28 protein-coding genes are annotated in these 13,584 nt (G+C 42.1%); all 28 read right to left on the reverse strand.

The features are described from left to right. Positions 1-75: 75 nt before the first annotated feature. A complete protein-coding gene (locus QA442_RS21725; protein ID WP_003225835.1) occupies positions 76-1,020 on the reverse strand; it encodes a DNA-directed RNA polymerase subunit alpha in 945 nt (314 codons plus the stop codon). Positions 1,021-1,196: 176 nt separating this feature from the next. After that, positions 1,197-1,592: a 30S ribosomal protein S11 gene (gene rpsK / locus QA442_RS21730; RefSeq protein ID WP_009966385.1), complete on the reverse strand. Its 396-nt coding sequence runs from the start codon at positions 1,590-1,592 to the stop codon at positions 1,197-1,199. Between the two features lie 20 nt (positions 1,593-1,612). Continuing rightward, on the reverse strand, positions 1,613-1,978 hold the full coding sequence (rpsM, locus tag QA442_RS21735) for a 30S ribosomal protein S13 (protein WP_003235095.1): 366 nt from the start codon (positions 1,976-1,978) through the stop codon (positions 1,613-1,615). A gap of 22 nt (positions 1,979-2,000) precedes the next feature. Beyond that, positions 2,001-2,114 (reverse strand): 50S ribosomal protein L36, encoded by a 114-nt coding sequence (rpmJ, locus tag QA442_RS21740; protein WP_003156543.1) that lies wholly within the window; start codon positions 2,112-2,114, stop codon positions 2,001-2,003. A 33-nt stretch (positions 2,115-2,147) separates the two neighbouring features. Continuing rightward, on the reverse strand, positions 2,148-2,366 hold the full coding sequence (infA, locus tag QA442_RS21745; protein WP_003156508.1) for a translation initiation factor IF-1: 219 nt from the start codon (positions 2,364-2,366) through the stop codon (positions 2,148-2,150). Between the two features lie 48 nt (positions 2,367-2,414). After that, positions 2,415-2,618: a KOW domain-containing RNA-binding protein gene (locus QA442_RS21750; RefSeq protein WP_014662537.1), complete on the reverse strand. Its 204-nt coding sequence runs from the start codon at positions 2,616-2,618 to the stop codon at positions 2,415-2,417. Between the two features lie 59 nt (positions 2,619-2,677). Continuing rightward, the gene (gene map / locus QA442_RS21755; protein ID WP_003225828.1) at positions 2,678-3,424 is read right to left on the reverse strand and encodes a type I methionyl aminopeptidase; all 747 of its coding nucleotides are present in this window, start codon (positions 3,422-3,424) and stop codon (positions 2,678-2,680) included. After that, positions 3,421-4,074, reverse strand: coding sequence for an adenylate kinase (locus tag QA442_RS21760; RefSeq protein ID WP_095432287.1), 654 nt, complete (start codon positions 4,072-4,074; stop codon positions 3,421-3,423). Before QA442_RS21760 ends, map begins: the two co-directional genes overlap by 4 nt. Positions 4,075-4,128: 54 nt before the next feature. Next, positions 4,129-5,424, reverse strand: a complete 1,296-nt coding sequence (secY, locus tag QA442_RS21765; protein WP_071581919.1) for a preprotein translocase subunit SecY — start codon at positions 5,422-5,424, stop codon at positions 4,129-4,131. A gap of 1 nt (position 5,425) precedes the next feature. Then, positions 5,426-5,866: a 50S ribosomal protein L15 gene (rplO, locus tag QA442_RS21770; protein WP_014662534.1), complete on the reverse strand. Its 441-nt coding sequence runs from the start codon at positions 5,864-5,866 to the stop codon at positions 5,426-5,428. 30 nt (positions 5,867-5,896) lie between these two features. Further along, the gene (gene rpmD / locus QA442_RS21775) at positions 5,897-6,076 is read right to left on the reverse strand and encodes a 50S ribosomal protein L30 (protein WP_003156497.1); all 180 of its coding nucleotides are present in this window, start codon (positions 6,074-6,076) and stop codon (positions 5,897-5,899) included. 13 nt (positions 6,077-6,089) lie between these two features. Further along, positions 6,090-6,590, reverse strand: a complete 501-nt coding sequence (gene rpsE / locus QA442_RS21780; protein WP_003328273.1) for a 30S ribosomal protein S5 — start codon at positions 6,588-6,590, stop codon at positions 6,090-6,092. A 24-nt stretch (positions 6,591-6,614) separates the two neighbouring features. Continuing rightward, complete coding sequence (gene rplR, locus QA442_RS21785) at positions 6,615-6,977, reverse strand: 50S ribosomal protein L18 (protein ID WP_003225816.1); 363 nt, start codon at positions 6,975-6,977, stop codon at positions 6,615-6,617. 32 nt (positions 6,978-7,009) lie between these two features. Beyond that, positions 7,010-7,549, reverse strand: coding sequence for a 50S ribosomal protein L6 (gene rplF, locus QA442_RS21790; protein WP_014662533.1), 540 nt, complete (start codon positions 7,547-7,549; stop codon positions 7,010-7,012). A gap of 29 nt (positions 7,550-7,578) precedes the next feature. Beyond that, on the reverse strand, positions 7,579-7,977 hold the full coding sequence (gene rpsH / locus QA442_RS21795) for a 30S ribosomal protein S8 (RefSeq protein ID WP_003241998.1): 399 nt from the start codon (positions 7,975-7,977) through the stop codon (positions 7,579-7,581). Between the two features lie 31 nt (positions 7,978-8,008). Continuing rightward, the gene (gene rpsN, locus QA442_RS21800; RefSeq protein ID WP_003156488.1) at positions 8,009-8,194 is read right to left on the reverse strand and encodes a 30S ribosomal protein S14; all 186 of its coding nucleotides are present in this window, start codon (positions 8,192-8,194) and stop codon (positions 8,009-8,011) included. Positions 8,195-8,216: 22 nt separating this feature from the next. Next, positions 8,217-8,756 (reverse strand): 50S ribosomal protein L5, encoded by a 540-nt coding sequence (rplE, locus tag QA442_RS21805; protein WP_003225809.1) that lies wholly within the window; start codon positions 8,754-8,756, stop codon positions 8,217-8,219. A gap of 26 nt (positions 8,757-8,782) precedes the next feature. Continuing rightward, positions 8,783-9,094 carry a 50S ribosomal protein L24 gene (gene rplX / locus QA442_RS21810; RefSeq protein WP_003156486.1) on the reverse strand — a complete coding sequence of 104 codons (312 nt, stop codon included), beginning with the start codon at positions 9,092-9,094 and terminating at the stop codon, positions 8,783-8,785. Positions 9,095-9,130: 36 nt separating this feature from the next. Further along, a complete protein-coding gene (gene rplN / locus QA442_RS21815) occupies positions 9,131-9,499 on the reverse strand; it encodes a 50S ribosomal protein L14 (protein ID WP_003225805.1) in 369 nt (122 codons plus the stop codon). Between the two features lie 40 nt (positions 9,500-9,539). After that, positions 9,540-9,803 carry a 30S ribosomal protein S17 gene (gene rpsQ, locus QA442_RS21820; RefSeq protein WP_003225804.1) on the reverse strand — a complete coding sequence of 88 codons (264 nt, stop codon included), beginning with the start codon at positions 9,801-9,803 and terminating at the stop codon, positions 9,540-9,542. A gap of 22 nt (positions 9,804-9,825) precedes the next feature. Next, positions 9,826-10,026 carry a 50S ribosomal protein L29 gene (gene rpmC, locus QA442_RS21825; protein ID WP_003156482.1) on the reverse strand — a complete coding sequence of 67 codons (201 nt, stop codon included), beginning with the start codon at positions 10,024-10,026 and terminating at the stop codon, positions 9,826-9,828. After that, complete coding sequence (rplP, locus tag QA442_RS21830; protein ID WP_003225801.1) at positions 10,016-10,450, reverse strand: 50S ribosomal protein L16; 435 nt, start codon at positions 10,448-10,450, stop codon at positions 10,016-10,018. The genes rpmC and rplP overlap by 11 nt, the downstream gene beginning before the upstream one ends. A 1-nt stretch (position 10,451) precedes the next feature. Continuing rightward, positions 10,452-11,108, reverse strand: a complete 657-nt coding sequence (gene rpsC / locus QA442_RS21835; RefSeq protein ID WP_003242001.1) for a 30S ribosomal protein S3 — start codon at positions 11,106-11,108, stop codon at positions 10,452-10,454. Between the two features lie 3 nt (positions 11,109-11,111). After that, on the reverse strand, positions 11,112-11,453 hold the full coding sequence (gene rplV / locus QA442_RS21840; protein WP_014662532.1) for a 50S ribosomal protein L22: 342 nt from the start codon (positions 11,451-11,453) through the stop codon (positions 11,112-11,114). A 16-nt stretch (positions 11,454-11,469) separates the two neighbouring features. Continuing rightward, a complete protein-coding gene (rpsS, locus tag QA442_RS21845) occupies positions 11,470-11,748 on the reverse strand; it encodes a 30S ribosomal protein S19 (RefSeq protein ID WP_003156472.1) in 279 nt (92 codons plus the stop codon). A 57-nt stretch (positions 11,749-11,805) separates the two neighbouring features. Continuing rightward, entirely contained in the window at positions 11,806-12,639 is an 834-nt protein-coding gene (rplB, locus tag QA442_RS21850; protein WP_003225795.1) for a 50S ribosomal protein L2, read from the reverse strand. A gap of 31 nt (positions 12,640-12,670) precedes the next feature. Next, complete coding sequence (gene rplW / locus QA442_RS21855; RefSeq protein ID WP_003156467.1) at positions 12,671-12,958, reverse strand: 50S ribosomal protein L23; 288 nt, start codon at positions 12,956-12,958, stop codon at positions 12,671-12,673. After that, the gene (rplD, locus tag QA442_RS21860) at positions 12,958-13,581 is read right to left on the reverse strand and encodes a 50S ribosomal protein L4 (protein ID WP_004399658.1); all 624 of its coding nucleotides are present in this window, start codon (positions 13,579-13,581) and stop codon (positions 12,958-12,960) included. Before rplD ends, rplW begins: the two co-directional genes overlap by 1 nt. Positions 13,582-13,584: the final 3 nt, after the last annotated feature.

Consider the following 13,584-nt stretch of genomic DNA (forward strand, 5'->3'; position numbering starts at 1 on the left):
GATGTCCCCTCCTTTATTGGAATGCTGTTTCTGAATAATAAACACACGAAAATCCTAGTTCACAAAGGAAACTAGTCAATCGTCTTTGCGAAGTCCGAGTCCAAGTTCTTCTAGTTTCGCTTTCACTTCTTCAAGTGATTTGCGTCCTAGATTCCGAACTTTCATCATATCTTCTTCCGTCTTGTTCGCAAGCTCTTGAACCGTGTTAATACCCGCACGCTTTAAGCAGTTGTAAGAACGAACAGAAAGATCCAATTCTTCAATTGTCATTTCAAGAACTTTCTCTTTTTGATCTTCTTCTTTTTCAACCATGATTTCAGCATGTTGAGCTTCGTCAGTTAAACCAACGAATATATTAAGGTGTTCAGTTAAAATCTTTGAACCAAGCGCAATTGCTTCTTTCGGTCCAGTGCTTCCATCAGTCCAAACATCAAGTGTAAGTTTATCATAGTTTGCAACTTGGCCTACACGAGTGTTCTCTACCTGATAAGATACACGAGAAACTGGCGTATAGATAGAATCGATCGGAATCACGCCGATTGGCTGATCGTCTCTCTTGTTTGCGTCAGCAGGCGTATACCCACGTCCTCTTTGAGCAGTAAGGCGAACTCGGAAACTCGCATTCTCACCAAGAGTCGCGATATGAAGATCAGGATTTAAGATCTCTACATCACTATCGTGTGTAATATCAGCTGCCGTTACAGTTCCTTCACCCTGTACATCAATTTCTAGCGTCTTCTCTTCATCAGAGTAGATTTTCAATGCAAGCTTTTTAATGTGTAAGATAATCGTTGTAACATCTTCCACAACGCCTTCAATTGTCGAGAATTCGTGCAGTACACCATCTATCTGGATTGATGTTACAGCGGCACCAGGGAGTGAGGATAAGAGGATACGACGTAAGGAGTTACCCAGAGTTGTACCATATCCACGCTCAAGTGGCTCTACGACAAACTTACCAAATTTGGCATCGTCGCTGATTTCAACCGTTTCGATTTTTGGTTTTTCAATCTCGATCATTACTTAAAACCCTCCTTCAAAACGTCGAAACCTCGAATAGAATCATATGAGATTCCATCCGAAATTCCCCATTGTTTAGTCCCGTATGTGCTCAGGCAACGAGTCGGTGCATTCGTTTCATAAATAACTGTATCATAACCCATTATTGACAGGGACACAAAATCTATACAAACAAATTACACGCGGCGACGTTTTGGTGGACGGCATCCGTTATGAGGAACAGGAGTTACGTCTCTGATAGCAGTGACTTCTAGTCCAGCAGCTTGAAGTGCACGGATTGCAGCTTCACGGCCTGAACCAGGTCCTTTAACAGTAACCTCTAGAGTTTTAAGACCATGTTCGATTGAACCTTTAGCAGCTGTTTCTGCAGCCATTTGCGCAGCGAAAGGAGTAGATTTACGAGAACCTCTGAATCCTAAAGCTCCAGCACTAGACCAAGAAATAGCATTACCATGGGTGTCAGTGATCGTAACGATCGTGTTATTGAAAGTTGAACGAATATGAGCAATACCAGACTCAATATTCTTTTTCACGCGACGTTTACGCGTGTTAGATTTACGAGCAGCAGCCATTGTTTAAGAACCTCCCTTACTTATTTTTTCTTGTTAGCTACAGTACGACGCGGACCTTTACGAGTACGCGCATTGTTTTTAGAGTTTTGTCCGCGAACAGGTAATCCTCTGCGATGACGGATTCCGCGGTAGCTTCCGATTTCGATCAGACGTTTGATATTAAGAGAAACTTCACGGCGAAGGTCACCTTCTACTTTCAGTTTATCAATAATATCACGGATTTTACCAAGTTCTTCTTCAGTAAGATCGCGCACACGAGTATCTTCTGAAACTCCAGCTTCTTTTAAAACTTGCTGAGCCGTTGTGCGGCCAATTCCGAAGATGTATGTTAAAGAAATAACAACACGTTTGTCACGTGGGATATCTACACCAGCAATACGAGCCATTCTCTGGGCACCTCCTTATAAATTATCCTTGTTTTTGTTTATGCTTTGGATTTTCACAGATCACCATTACTTTTCCTTTTCTGCGAATAACTTTACATTTTTCGCAGATTGGTTTAACTGATGGTCTCACTTTCATGTGTTTCCAACCTCCTTCAGTTTCCGGAGTGCTTTATTTGTAACGGTACGTAATCCTGCCACGAGTTAAGTCATATGGAGATAATTCTACCGTAACTTTGTCTCCAGGTAAAATGCGAATGAAGTGCATGCGGATTTTACCAGATACATGAGCCAAAACAGTGTGGCCATTTTCAAGTTCAACTTTGAACATCGCGTTTGGCAGTGTTTCGACTATAGTACCTTCCACTTCAATTACATCGTCTTTCGCCATTCAAGTGTTCTCCCTTCATCAAATCAGTAACTTGCTTTCTGACAAATTTCAAAAGAAGTTTGTCACACGCCCTGTTTCGTTTATACTGTTCTGAACTTCCGGAGATACGCAATCATAAAGGGTTACATGATTGATATTCTTTTTCTTAGGAGAATGAAATGTACGCTTTTCTCCGTCTGCTGTTAGTACATTGATGATGGTCAAAATTCCAATGACAAGCGGCAAGATGAATTCAGTCCTGCCAATGTTCATCCAAGCTTTCTGCCCTATCAAGCCGAAAAAACATCTGTCTTCGGAATTATTTTCATCATCTAGACTCTCGTCAGTATATCAAAACCCGTTTCCGTAATCGCAATCGTATGTTCAAAATGAGCACACTTTTTCCCATCTACCGTTACAACCGTCCAGTTATCAGCCAATGTTTTCACGTAGCGGCTGCCAGCGTTCACCATAGGTTCAATAGCGAGAACCATGCCAGGTTTGAGCCGTGGTCCTTTGTTGGGCGGACCGTAATGAGGAATTTGCGGGTCCTCATGCAAGTCTTGACCAACACCATGTCCGACATACTCCCTAACAACTGAAAACTGCTCATTTTCGACATACGTTTGTATTGCGTGGGAAATATTCGACAAACGTTCACCTGGTTTTGCTTCCTGCAAGCCTTTATATAAAGACTCCTCTGTCACTTCCAGAAGTTTTTTGTCATCATCGCTGATGTTTCCTACCGGATATGTCCATGCAGAGTCACCATGATAACCATTTAATTTAGCACCGATATCAATACTGATGATGTCACCGTCCTTCAGTACCCTGCTGCCAGGAATGCCGTGAACGAGTTCTTCATTAACTGATACGCAAATGCTCCCGCGAAACCCATTATACCCCTTAAAAGATGGGATTGCACCCTGCTTCTTAATAAAACGTTCGGCAATTTGATCCAATTCTTTTGTCGAGATTCCTGGTTTAATGTGCTTTTTTAACTCTTCATGAGTTAAAGCCACGATTCGCCCTGCTTCCCGCATGATACCAAGTTCACGTGGGGTTTTACAGATAATCATTTTTTTAATCCTCCAAGAAGATCCTTCACATCTGCATAAACGTCTTGAATGTCCTGTTGGCCATTCACGTTTGCAAGATAACCTTTCTCTGAATAGAAATCCAGTAAAGGCTGAGTTTGCTTCATGTTTACCTCAAGCCGTTTAGAGACGGTTTCCTCATTATCATCTGCCCGTTGATAGAGTTCGCCTCCGTCTTTATCACAAACACCCGGTTTTTTCGGCGGATTAAAGACTAAATGATAGGTTGTGCCGCAAACACTGCAAATTCTGCGTCCAGTCAGACGTTCCATAAGAGCGTCTTTGTCGACTTCAATGTTAATGACATAATCAATCGGCTTGCCGTATTCCTCAAGAATTTCTTCAAGAGCTTCGGCTTGAGCGACTGTTCGCGGAAATCCGTCCAGAAGAAAACCTCTTTCACAATCATCTTTGCCTAGTCTTTCTTTTACAATTCCGATTGTGACTTCGTCAGGTACGAGCTCTCCCTTATCAATATAAGATTTTGCTTCGAGTCCGAGTGGTGTTTCTTCTTTCATAGCAGCACGGAACATATCTCCTGTTGAGATATGAGGAATCCCATAATCCTCAACAATTCGTTCGCCCTGTGTGCCTTTGCCGGCACCAGGAAGCCCCATTAAGACTAAGTTCATTCGGATTTCCCCCGTCCTCTCTTTATTAAGAGGGAATGGATAAATCCATTTCCTCTAGTTTTTCATAAATCCACGGTAGTTTCGTTTCACCAACTGGCTTTCTAGTTGTTTCATTGTCTCCAAGGCTACCCCGACAACAATTAACAAAGATGTTCCGCCAATTTGTGCACTTTGAGGCAATCCAGCGAATTGAATGAAAAAGATAGGAAGAATGGAAATCACGGCTAAGAATATAGAACCCACAAACGTAAGTCGATACAAAATGCTCGTAATTCTATCTTGAGTCATTTTCCCTGGACGAACCCCCGGGATATAGCCACCCTGTTTTTTAAGGTTATCAGCCATTTGTTCAGGGTTTACCTGCACAAAAGCATAAAAGTACGTAAAGGCAATAATCAACGCAACATATATCGCCATACCCACCGGATGCGTATTATCAAAGTTGTTTTGAATCCACTTTGTCACATCGTTTGTTCCAAAGAATGACGCGATCGTCCGCGGCGTTATCAAAAACGCAACCGCAAAGATTACCGGAATAACCCCTGCAGGATTCACTTTCAATGGAAGGTGTGTAGACTGACCTCCGCCAGCAGGTGAACGACCTGTGCCTTTAGCATATTGAATCGCAATTTTCCGTACGGCTTGCTGAATGAAAATAACTCCAACAATAACTGCTAAAATCGCAATCACAAGAAGTGCGATTGTCACAATATGAATAAACAACTGATCGTTGCTGCCGACAAATTGAGTCTCATATATTTGCCCAATTGTTTTTGGAATACTAGACACAATCCCCGCGAAGATAATGATCGATATTCCGTTGCCTACTCCATGAGACGTAATTTGTTCCCCAAGCCACATTAAAAAGGCAGTTCCGCCAGTGAGCACTAAAGCAATAATAAGATATGTCGATACACCGGATTTTTCGATAAGCATACCGTTTGCCAGATTGTTGAATCCATATGACATACCTAACGCCTGGATGAAACCAAGCACAATCGTAAAGTACCTTGTGAACTGAGCTAATTTACGGCGGCCAACTTCACCTTGCTTAGACCACTCGGTAAACTTCGGTACAACATCCATCTGAAGCAGCTGAATGATGATCGAAGCCGTGATATAAGGAGTAATTCCCATTGCAAAAATGGAAAATTGGTAAAGCGCACCGCCGCCAAATGTATTAAGGAGATCAAAAACACCCATTTGAGACTGTGCCTGTAACGCTTCAGCGTTAACATAAGGCACAGGAATAAACGCACCTATGCGAAAGACGATAAGCATGAGTAAAGTGAATATGATTTTATTCCTGATATCACTCACACGCATAAAGTTGGAGATTGTTTTAAACAAGTTAGATCACCTCAGCTGTACCGCCAGCAGCTTCAACAGCTTCTTTCGCAGAAGCAGAGAATTTATTGGCTTTTACAGTTAATTTTTTCTCTAATTTACCGTTGCCAAGAATCTTTACTCCTGCATTAAGTTTGCTAATAACACCAGTCTCAAGAAGAAGTTCAGGAGTGACTTCCGTTCCTTCTGCAAAACCGTTCAATTTGTCTAGGTTGACTACAGTGTATTCCTTGCGGTTGATGTTAGTGAAACCGCGTTTAGGAAGACGTTGGAATAAAGGCATTTGTCCCCCCTCGAATCCAGGGCGTACACCGCCGCCAGAACGAGCGTTTTGACCTTTGTGACCTTTACCAGCTGTTTTACCGTTACCAGAACCAATACCACGACCTACGCGATTACGCGTTTTGCGTGAACCTTCTGAAGGTTTTAATTCATGAAGTTTCATTAGGACACCTCCTTATCCGATCAAATATTTTTATTGTTCTTTAACAGAAACTAAATGAGATACTTTATTAATCATGCCACGGATCGCAGCGTTGTCTTCATGAACAACAGTTTGGTTTGTTTTCTTTAAACCAAGTGTTCTTACAGTAACGCGTTGGTCTTCCGGGCGACCGATTACACTTCGTTTGAGGGTAATTTCTAATTTAGCCATTAATGTTCCCTCCTTATCCTAACAGTTCTTCTACAGATTTTCCACGAAGCTTCGCAACGTCTTCAGCACGTTTAAGTTCACTTAAACCTTGAAGTGTTGCACGAATCATGTTGATCGGTGTGTTAGAACCTAAAGACTTAGAAAGGATATCAGCTACACCAGCTAGCTCAAGTACCGCACGTACAGGGCCTCCAGCGATAACTCCAGTACCTTCAGAAGCAGGTTTTAACAAGATGTTACCTGCACCGAAACGTCCGATGATTTCGTGTGGAATTGTAGTTCCAACCATTGGTACTTCAATCAAATTCTTTTTCGCATCTTCAACAGCTTTGCGGATCGCTTCTGGTACTTCTTGTGCTTTACCAGTACCGAATCCTACGTGTCCGTTTTTGTCACCGACAACGACTAGAGCTGCGAAGCGGAAACGACGACCACCTTTAACAACTTTCGCTACGCGGTTAACCGTAACTAAGCGTTCTTCTAACTCTAATTTGCTTGGGTCAATACGACGCATAATCATGTGTCCCTCCTTCTTTTATTAAAATTTAAGTCCAGCTTCACGAGCGGCATCAGCCAAAGCTTTTACACGTCCATGGTATAAGTATCCGCCACGGTCAAATACTACGTCAGAAATGCCTTTTTCAGCAGCGCGTTTTGCAACTAATTCTCCAACTTTAGTAGCAGCAGAAGTATCTCCAGTGCTTTCAACGTTCAAGTCTTTATCGAGAGTAGATGCACTAGCAAGTGTTACACCATTTACATCATCGATGATTTGAGCGTAAATGTGCTTGTTAGAACGGAAAACGTTCAGACGCGGTCTTTCAGCAGTACCGGAAAGTTTAGCGCGAACACGAGCGTGTCTTTTAAGACGAGCAGCATTTTTGCTAGTTTTCGTAATCATCTAGGTCACTCCTTTCTTCACTTTAAGCGATCTTACTTAGCAGATTTACCTTCTTTACGGCGAACAACTTCACCTTCGTAGCGGATTCCTTTACCTTTGTAAGGCTCTGGAGAACGTACAGCGCGGATGTTAGCAGCAATAGCTCCTACACGTTCTTTGTCTGTACCTTTTACAACTACTTTAGTTTGAGAAGGAACTTCGATTTCGATGCCTTCTTCAGGAACGATCTCAACAGGATGAGAGTATCCAACGTTTAAAACAAGTTTATTTCCGGATTTAGAAGCACGGTAACCGACACCGACTAATTCCAAACCTCTTTCAAATCCTTTAGATACACCCTCAACCATGTTGCCAAGCAGACTACGAGTCGTACCATGCAGGGCACGGTGCTCTTTTTGATCAGAAGGACGAACGACTGTAAGCACATTGTCCTCTACTTTAATCTCCATATCAGGGTGAAACGTACGAGTTAATTCTCCTTTTGGTCCTTTCACAGCTACAGTGTTGTTATCATTTAACGTTACTGTAACATCAGAAGGAATCTCAAGTAGCTTCTTACCTACACGAGACATACCAAACACCTCCATTCATGTTAAACTTCTTACCAAACGTATGCTAGAACTTCTCCACCAGCTTGTTTTGCACGGGCTTCTTTGTCCGTTAAAACACCTTGTGATGTAGAAATAATCGCGATTCCAAGACCGTTAAGTACGCGAGGTACTTCATTAGATTTAGCATAAACACGCAAACCAGGCTTGCTGATTCTTTTAAGACCAGTGATAACGCGCTCGTTGTTTTGTCCGTATTTCAAGAAAACGCGGATGATACCTTGTTTGCTGTCTTCTACGAACTCAACGTCACGAATGAAACCTTCACGCTTTAAAATTTCAGCAATTTCTCTTTTCAATTTAGAAGCAGGAATTTCAAGCTTCTCATGACGTACCATGTTTGCATTGCGAATACGAGTTAGCATATCTGCAATTGGATCTGTCATAACCATTATATAATTACCTCCTTCCCTTTCTTGGGGATTACCAGCTGGCTTTTTTCACGCCAGGAATTTGTCCTTTATATGCAAGCTCACGGAAACAAATACGGCAAAGTTTAAATTTACGAATGACTGAATGCGGACGTCCGCAGCGTTCACAGCGTGTGTACTCTTGTACTTTAAACTTTGGTGTACGTTGTTGTTTCGCAATCATAGACTTTTTAGCCACGATTTCGCCTCCCTTTCATTGATTATTTCTGGAACGGCATACCTACTTGAGTTAATAGCTCACGAGCTTCTTCGTCAGTATTAGCAGTTGTTACGATAACGATGTCCATTCCTCGAACCTTTGTTACTTTATCGTAGTCAATTTCAGGGAAGATTAACTGTTCTTTAATACCAAGTGTGTAGTTACCGCGACCGTCGAAAGATTTTTTAGAAACCCCGCGGAAGTCACGTACACGCGGTAAAGATACAGAAATAAGTTTATCAAGGAAATCATACATGCGCTCTCCGCGAAGAGTTACTTTCGCACCGATAGGCATTCCCTCACGAAGACGGAATCCAGCAATTGATTTCTTCGCACGAGTAACGACAGGTTTTTGACCTGCGATAAACGTTAATTCTTCAACAGCACTGTCGATTGCTTTTGCGTTTTGAACAGCGTCACCAACACCCATGTTGATTACGATTTTTTCGATTTTAGGCACTTGCATGACTGAATCATAGTTGAACTTAGTCATTAAAGCAGGTGCAATTTCTTTATTGTACTTTTCTTTAAGGCGGTTCATGAGATAGACCTCCCTTCCTTTTAATACTATTTATCTAGAACTTGCCCAGATTTTTTTGCTACACGAACTTTTTTGCCATCTTCCACTTTGTATCCTACGCGAGTCACTTCACCTGTTTTAGGATCGAGCGGCATAACGTTTGATACATGAATTGGCGCCTCTTGATTAGAAATACCGCCTTGAGGGTTAGCTTGAGTTGGTTTAGAGTGTTTCTTTACCATGTTAACACCTTCAACTAAAACGCGGTCCTTTTTAGGGAAAGCAGCAAGGATTGTTCCTTGTTTGCCTTTATCTTTACCAGAGATAACCATAACTTTATCGCCTTTTTTTACATGCATCCTGATCGCACCTCCTTGAGTAAGGCATTTATTTCATTAGATAACTTCTGGAGCTAGAGAAACAATTTTCATAAAGTTGTTTTCACGCAATTCACGAGCAACTGGTCCGAAGATACGAGTTCCGCGTGGGCTCTTGTCGTCACGGATGATAACACATGCATTCTCATCGAAGCTGATGTATGAACCATCACTTCTGCGCGCTCCGCTTTTAGTGCGAACGATAACAGCTTTTACGACTTCACCTTTTTTGACAACGCCTCCTGGTGTTGCTTGTTTAACCGTGCAAACAATTACATCACCAATGTTAGCTGTTTTACGTCCAGAACCACCAAGAACTTTAATAGTAAGTACTTCACGTGCGCCAGAGTTGTCAGCTACTTTTAAACGAGTCTCTTGTTGAATCATTATTTGTTACCTCCCTTCGGAAAAAGAATTCCGAACTTTATTAGATAATAACAGCTTCTTCGACAACTTCAACTAGACGGAAACGCTTAGTTGCAGACAATGGACGAGTTTCCATAATCTTAACGATGTCACCGATTTTAGCTTGATTATTTTCATCATGTGCTTTGAATTTTTTTGAGTATTTTACGCGTTTACCGTAAAGTGTATGTTTTTTGTATGTCTCAACAACAACAGTGATGGTTTTATCCATTTTGTCAGAAACAACACGGCCTTGGTAAACCTTGCGTTGGTTACGTTCGCTCATGCTCACGACCTCCCCTCAGTGATTATTTATTAGCAGCAATTTCTCTTTCACGAATCACAGTTTTCATGCGCGCGATAGCTTTGCGCACTTCACGAATGCGAGCAGTATTTTCAAGTTGTCCTGTCGCTAATTGAAAGCGAAGATTGAAAAGTTCTTCTTTAAGAGACTTTACTTTTTGTTCAATTTCAGCAGTGGTAAGGTCACGAATTTCATTAGCTTTCATTTGATTCACCACCAATTTCTTCACGTTTTACGAACTTCGTTTTAATTGGCAATTTGTGAGATGCAAGACGAAGCGCTTCACGAGCAACCTCTTCAGACACACCAGAAATCTCAAATAAAACTTTGCCCGGTTTTACAACAGCTACCCAACCTTCTGGAGCCCCTTTACCGGATCCCATACGTACCTCAAGTGGTTTAGCAGTGTAAGGTTTAGAAGGGAAAATTTTGATCCAAACTTTACCGCCACGTTTCATGTAACGAGTCATCGCAATACGTGCAGCTTCGATTTGACGGTTAGTGATCCAAGAAGCTTCAAGAGCTTGGATACCGAATTCACCGAAATGTACTTCAGTACCGCCTTTCGCACGGCCACGCATTTTTCCGCGATGCTCTCTGCGATATTTAACGCGTTTTGGTAATAACATATTATTTTCCTCCTTCCTCAGTTTTCTTCTTAGTAGGAAGAACCTCTCCACGATAGATCCAGACTTTCACACCAAGCTTACCGTAAGTAGTATCAGCTTCAGATGTTGCATAGTCAATGTCCGCACGTAATGTGTGCAATGGAACAGTTCCTTCACTGTAGTATTCAGAACGAGCGATATCTGCACCGCCAAGACGACCAGAAACCATTGTTTTCACACCTTGTGCTCCAGCACGCATAGTACGTTGGATTTGTTGTTTCTGCGCACGGCGGAAAGAAACACGGTTTTCTAATTGACGAGCGATGTTGTCAGCAACTAGCTGTGCATCAAGATCTGCTCTTTTGATTTCAAGAATGTTAATGTGTACACGCTTGCCAGTAAGGCTGTTAAGGGCTTTGCGAAGTGCTTCGACTTCAGAACCGCCTTTACCGATAACCATACCAGGCTTAGCTGTGTGGATCGTAATGTTAACGCGGTTTGCTGCACGCTCGATTTCTACTTTAGAAACAGAAGCGTCAGAAAGGCGTTTGCTAATGTATTCACGAATTTTTAAATCTTCGTGCAGGAAGTCAGCGTAATCTTTACCAGCGTACCACTTAGATTCCCAATCACGAATGACTCCGATACGAAGACCGACTGGATTTACCTTTTGACCCACTACTTATCCCTCCTTCTTTTCTGATACAACGATTGTAATGTGGCTCGTACGTTTGTTGATTTGGCTCGCACGTCCCATAGCACGTGGGCGGAATCTTTTTAACGTAGGGCCTTCGTCAACGAATGCTTGAGAAATAACCAAGTTGTTAACGTCCATTTCATAGTTATGCTCAGCATTTGCAATAGCGGATTTTAATACTTTCTCGATAATTGGAGAAGCAGCTCTTGGTGTAAGGTTCAAGATTGATACTGCCTCACCTACTTGCTTGCCTCGAATCAGGTCCATTACTAGACGTGCTTTACGAGGAGCAATACGGACTGTTCTTGCAACAGCTTTAGCTTGCATTTAAAAGCCTCCTCTCTTAGCGTCTTGTTTTTTTGTCATCACTAGCATGACCTTTGTACGTACGAGTTGGAGCGAATTCACCCAACTTGTGCCCTACCATATCTTCAGAGATGAATACAGGCACGTGTTTACGTCCGTCATAGACTGCGATTGTGTGACCAATAAACTGTGGGAAAATAGTAGAACGACGAGACCAAGTTTTTACGACTTGTTTCTTGTCTGTTTCATTTAATTTCTCGATTTTAGTCATCAAGTGTCCATCGACAAATGGTCCTTTTTTTAAGCTGCGAGCCATTTTGGAACCTCCCTTCGTGATTGCACTACGGTCCGAAAAGAACCGTAGACAACCCCGTTATTTATTTTTACGACGACGTACGATAAATTTATCGGATTTGTTCTTTTTCTTACGAGTCTTGAATCCAAGAGTTGGTTTACCCCATGGAGACATTGGTGATTTACGTCCGATTGGCGCACGTCCTTCACCACCACCGTGTGGGTGATCGTTAGGGTTCATTACAGAACCACGAACTGTAGGACGGATGCCTTTCCAGCGAGAACGTCCAGCTTTACCAATGTTGATAAGTTCGTGCTGTTCGTTACCTACTTGACCGATAGAAGCACGGCAAGCAGAAAGGATCATGCGAACTTCACCAGAGTTAAGACGTACAAGAACGTATTTACCTTCTTTACCAAGAACCTGAGCAGATGTACCAGCTGAACGTACAAGCTGTCCGCCTTTACCAGGTTTTAATTCAATGTTATGCACAACTGTACCAACAGGGATGTTGATAAGTGGAAGTGCATTACCTACTTTAATGTCAGCTTCAGGACCTGACATGATTTCAGTACCTACTTGAATTCCTTTAGGAGCAAGAATGTAACGTTTTTCTCCGTCTGCATAGTTGATTAGAGCGATGTTAGCTGAACGGTTTGGATCGTATTCAACTGTAGCAACGCGTCCAGGTATACCATCTTTATCGCGTTTGAAGTCGATAACACGGTATTGGCGTTTATGTCCGCCACCTTGGTGACGTACAGTCAATTTACCTTGGTTGTTACGTCCGCCTTTTTTGTGAAGGGGAGCAAGCAAGGATTTTTCCGGCTTGTCAGTCGTGATTTCAGCAAAATCTGAAGTTGTCATGCCACGACGTCCATTAGAGGTCGGTTTATACTTTTTAATCGCCATTTTGAATTTCCCTCCTTCTTTTTACAGATAATTAAGCTTCAAAAATTTCGATTTCTTTGCTGTCTGCAGTAAGTTTTACGATCGCTTTTCTGCGACGGCTAGTCATACCAGTGTAGCGTCCAACACGTTTTGATTTGCCTTTGTAGTTCATGATGTTGACTTTGTCAACTTTCACTCCAAAGATGCTTTCAACCGCGTCTTTCACTTCTGTTTTGTTAGCTCTTACATCAACTTCAAAAGTATATTTCTTTTCAGTCATTAAATCAGCAGAACGTTCAGTAATGACGGGGCGCTTTAGAACATCACGAGGATCTTTCATTATGCAAGCACCTCCTCTACTTTTTCAACCGCTGCTTTTGTAATCAGAAGCTTCTCGTGGTTGACAACGTCTAAAACGTTGATTCCGTTAGCTTCAACAACAGTAACTCCAGGAATGTTACGAGCAGATAATGCTACTGCTTCGTTTGCATCCGCAGTTACGATTAAAGCTTTTTTCTCAACAGATAATCCTTTAAGGATAGCTGCCATTTCTTTTGTTTTAGCCGTATCAAGAGTAAGATCTTCAAGAACGATGATGTTGTTGTCGATCACTTTAGAAGACAATACTGATTTGATTGCCAAGCGGCGAACTTTTTTAGGTAATTTATAAGAATAGCTGCGTGGTGTTGGGCCGAATACGACACCACCTCCGCGCCATTGCGGTGAACGGATTGAACCTTGACGGGCACGTCCAGTACCTTTTTGACGCCATGGTTTACGACCTCCGCCGCGTACTTCAGAACGATTTTTTACTTTGTGAGTTCCTTGACGTAAGGAAGCTCTTTGCATAAGAATAGCGTCGAATACAACACTCTCATTTGGTTCGATACCAAATACAGAAGCATTTAATTCGATGTCACCAGCAGTAGAACCGTTTTGGTTGTATAATGCTACTTTTGGCATGAT

The sequence above is a fragment of the Bacillus stercoris genome, from assembly GCF_029772985.1.
In the GTDB taxonomy this organism is placed as follows: Bacteria; Bacillota; Bacilli; order Bacillales; family Bacillaceae; genus Bacillus; species Bacillus stercoris.

Excerpts from the sequence above, each read along its gene's own strand:
- map (WP_003225828.1), bottom strand. The coding sequence starts at position 3,424 with ATGATTATCTGTAAAACCCCACGTGAACTTGGTATCATGCGGGAAGCA.
- rplO (WP_014662534.1), bottom strand. The coding sequence starts at position 5,866 with ATGAAACTTCATGAATTAAAACCTTCAGAAGGTTCACGCAAAACGCGT.
- rplX (WP_003156486.1), bottom strand. The coding sequence starts at position 9,094 with ATGCATGTAAAAAAAGGCGATAAAGTTATGGTTATCTCTGGTAAAGAT.
- rpmJ (WP_003156543.1), bottom strand. The coding sequence starts at position 2,114 with ATGAAAGTGAGACCATCAGTTAAACCAATCTGCGAAAAATGTAAAGTT.
- infA (WP_003156508.1), bottom strand. The coding sequence starts at position 2,366 with ATGGCGAAAGACGATGTAATTGAAGTGGAAGGTACTATAGTCGAAACA.
- rplV (WP_014662532.1), bottom strand. The coding sequence starts at position 11,453 with ATGCAAGCTAAAGCTGTTGCAAGAACAGTCCGTATTGCTCCTCGTAAA.
- QA442_RS21760 (WP_095432287.1), bottom strand. The coding sequence starts at position 4,074 with ATGAACTTAGTCTTAATGGGGCTTCCTGGTGCCGGCAAAGGCACACAG.
- QA442_RS21725 (WP_003225835.1), bottom strand. The coding sequence starts at position 1,020 with ATGATCGAGATTGAAAAACCAAAAATCGAAACGGTTGAAATCAGCGAC.
- rpsS (WP_003156472.1), bottom strand. The coding sequence starts at position 11,748 with ATGGCTCGCAGCTTAAAAAAAGGACCATTTGTCGATGGACACTTGATG.
- rpsM (WP_003235095.1), bottom strand. The coding sequence starts at position 1,978 with ATGGCTCGTATTGCTGGTGTAGATATCCCACGTGACAAACGTGTTGTT.
- rpmC (WP_003156482.1), bottom strand. The coding sequence starts at position 10,026 with ATGAAAGCTAATGAAATTCGTGACCTTACCACTGCTGAAATTGAACAA.
- rplW (WP_003156467.1), bottom strand. The coding sequence starts at position 12,958 with ATGAAAGATCCTCGTGATGTTCTAAAGCGCCCCGTCATTACTGAACGT.
- rplR (WP_003225816.1), bottom strand. The coding sequence starts at position 6,977 with ATGATTACGAAAACTAGCAAAAATGCTGCTCGTCTTAAAAGACACGCT.
- rplD (WP_004399658.1), bottom strand. The coding sequence starts at position 13,581 with ATGCCAAAAGTAGCATTATACAACCAAAACGGTTCTACTGCTGGTGAC.
- rpsQ (WP_003225804.1), bottom strand. The coding sequence starts at position 9,803 with ATGAGCGAACGTAACCAACGCAAGGTTTACCAAGGCCGTGTTGTTTCT.
- rplB (WP_003225795.1), bottom strand. The coding sequence starts at position 12,639 with ATGGCGATTAAAAAGTATAAACCGACCTCTAATGGACGTCGTGGCATG.
- rplN (WP_003225805.1), bottom strand. The coding sequence starts at position 9,499 with ATGATTCAACAAGAGACTCGTTTAAAAGTAGCTGACAACTCTGGCGCA.
- rplP (WP_003225801.1), bottom strand. The coding sequence starts at position 10,450 with ATGTTATTACCAAAACGCGTTAAATATCGCAGAGAGCATCGCGGAAAA.
- QA442_RS21750 (WP_014662537.1), bottom strand. The coding sequence starts at position 2,618 with ATGAACATTGGCAGGACTGAATTCATCTTGCCGCTTGTCATTGGAATT.
- rplE (WP_003225809.1), bottom strand. The coding sequence starts at position 8,756 with ATGAACCGCCTTAAAGAAAAGTACAATAAAGAAATTGCACCTGCTTTA.
- rpsE (WP_003328273.1), bottom strand. The coding sequence starts at position 6,590 with ATGCGTCGTATTGACCCAAGCAAATTAGAGTTAGAAGAACGCTTAGTT.
- rpsK (WP_009966385.1), bottom strand. The coding sequence starts at position 1,592 with ATGGCTGCTGCTCGTAAATCTAACACGCGTAAACGTCGCGTGAAAAAG.
- rpmD (WP_003156497.1), bottom strand. The coding sequence starts at position 6,076 with ATGGCTAAATTAGAAATTACCCTCAAACGAAGTGTAATCGGTCGCCCG.
- rpsH (WP_003241998.1), bottom strand. The coding sequence starts at position 7,977 with ATGGTTATGACAGATCCAATTGCAGATATGCTAACTCGTATTCGCAAT.
- rplF (WP_014662533.1), bottom strand. The coding sequence starts at position 7,549 with ATGTCTCGTGTAGGTAAGAAGCTACTTGAGATTCCTTCTGATGTTACA.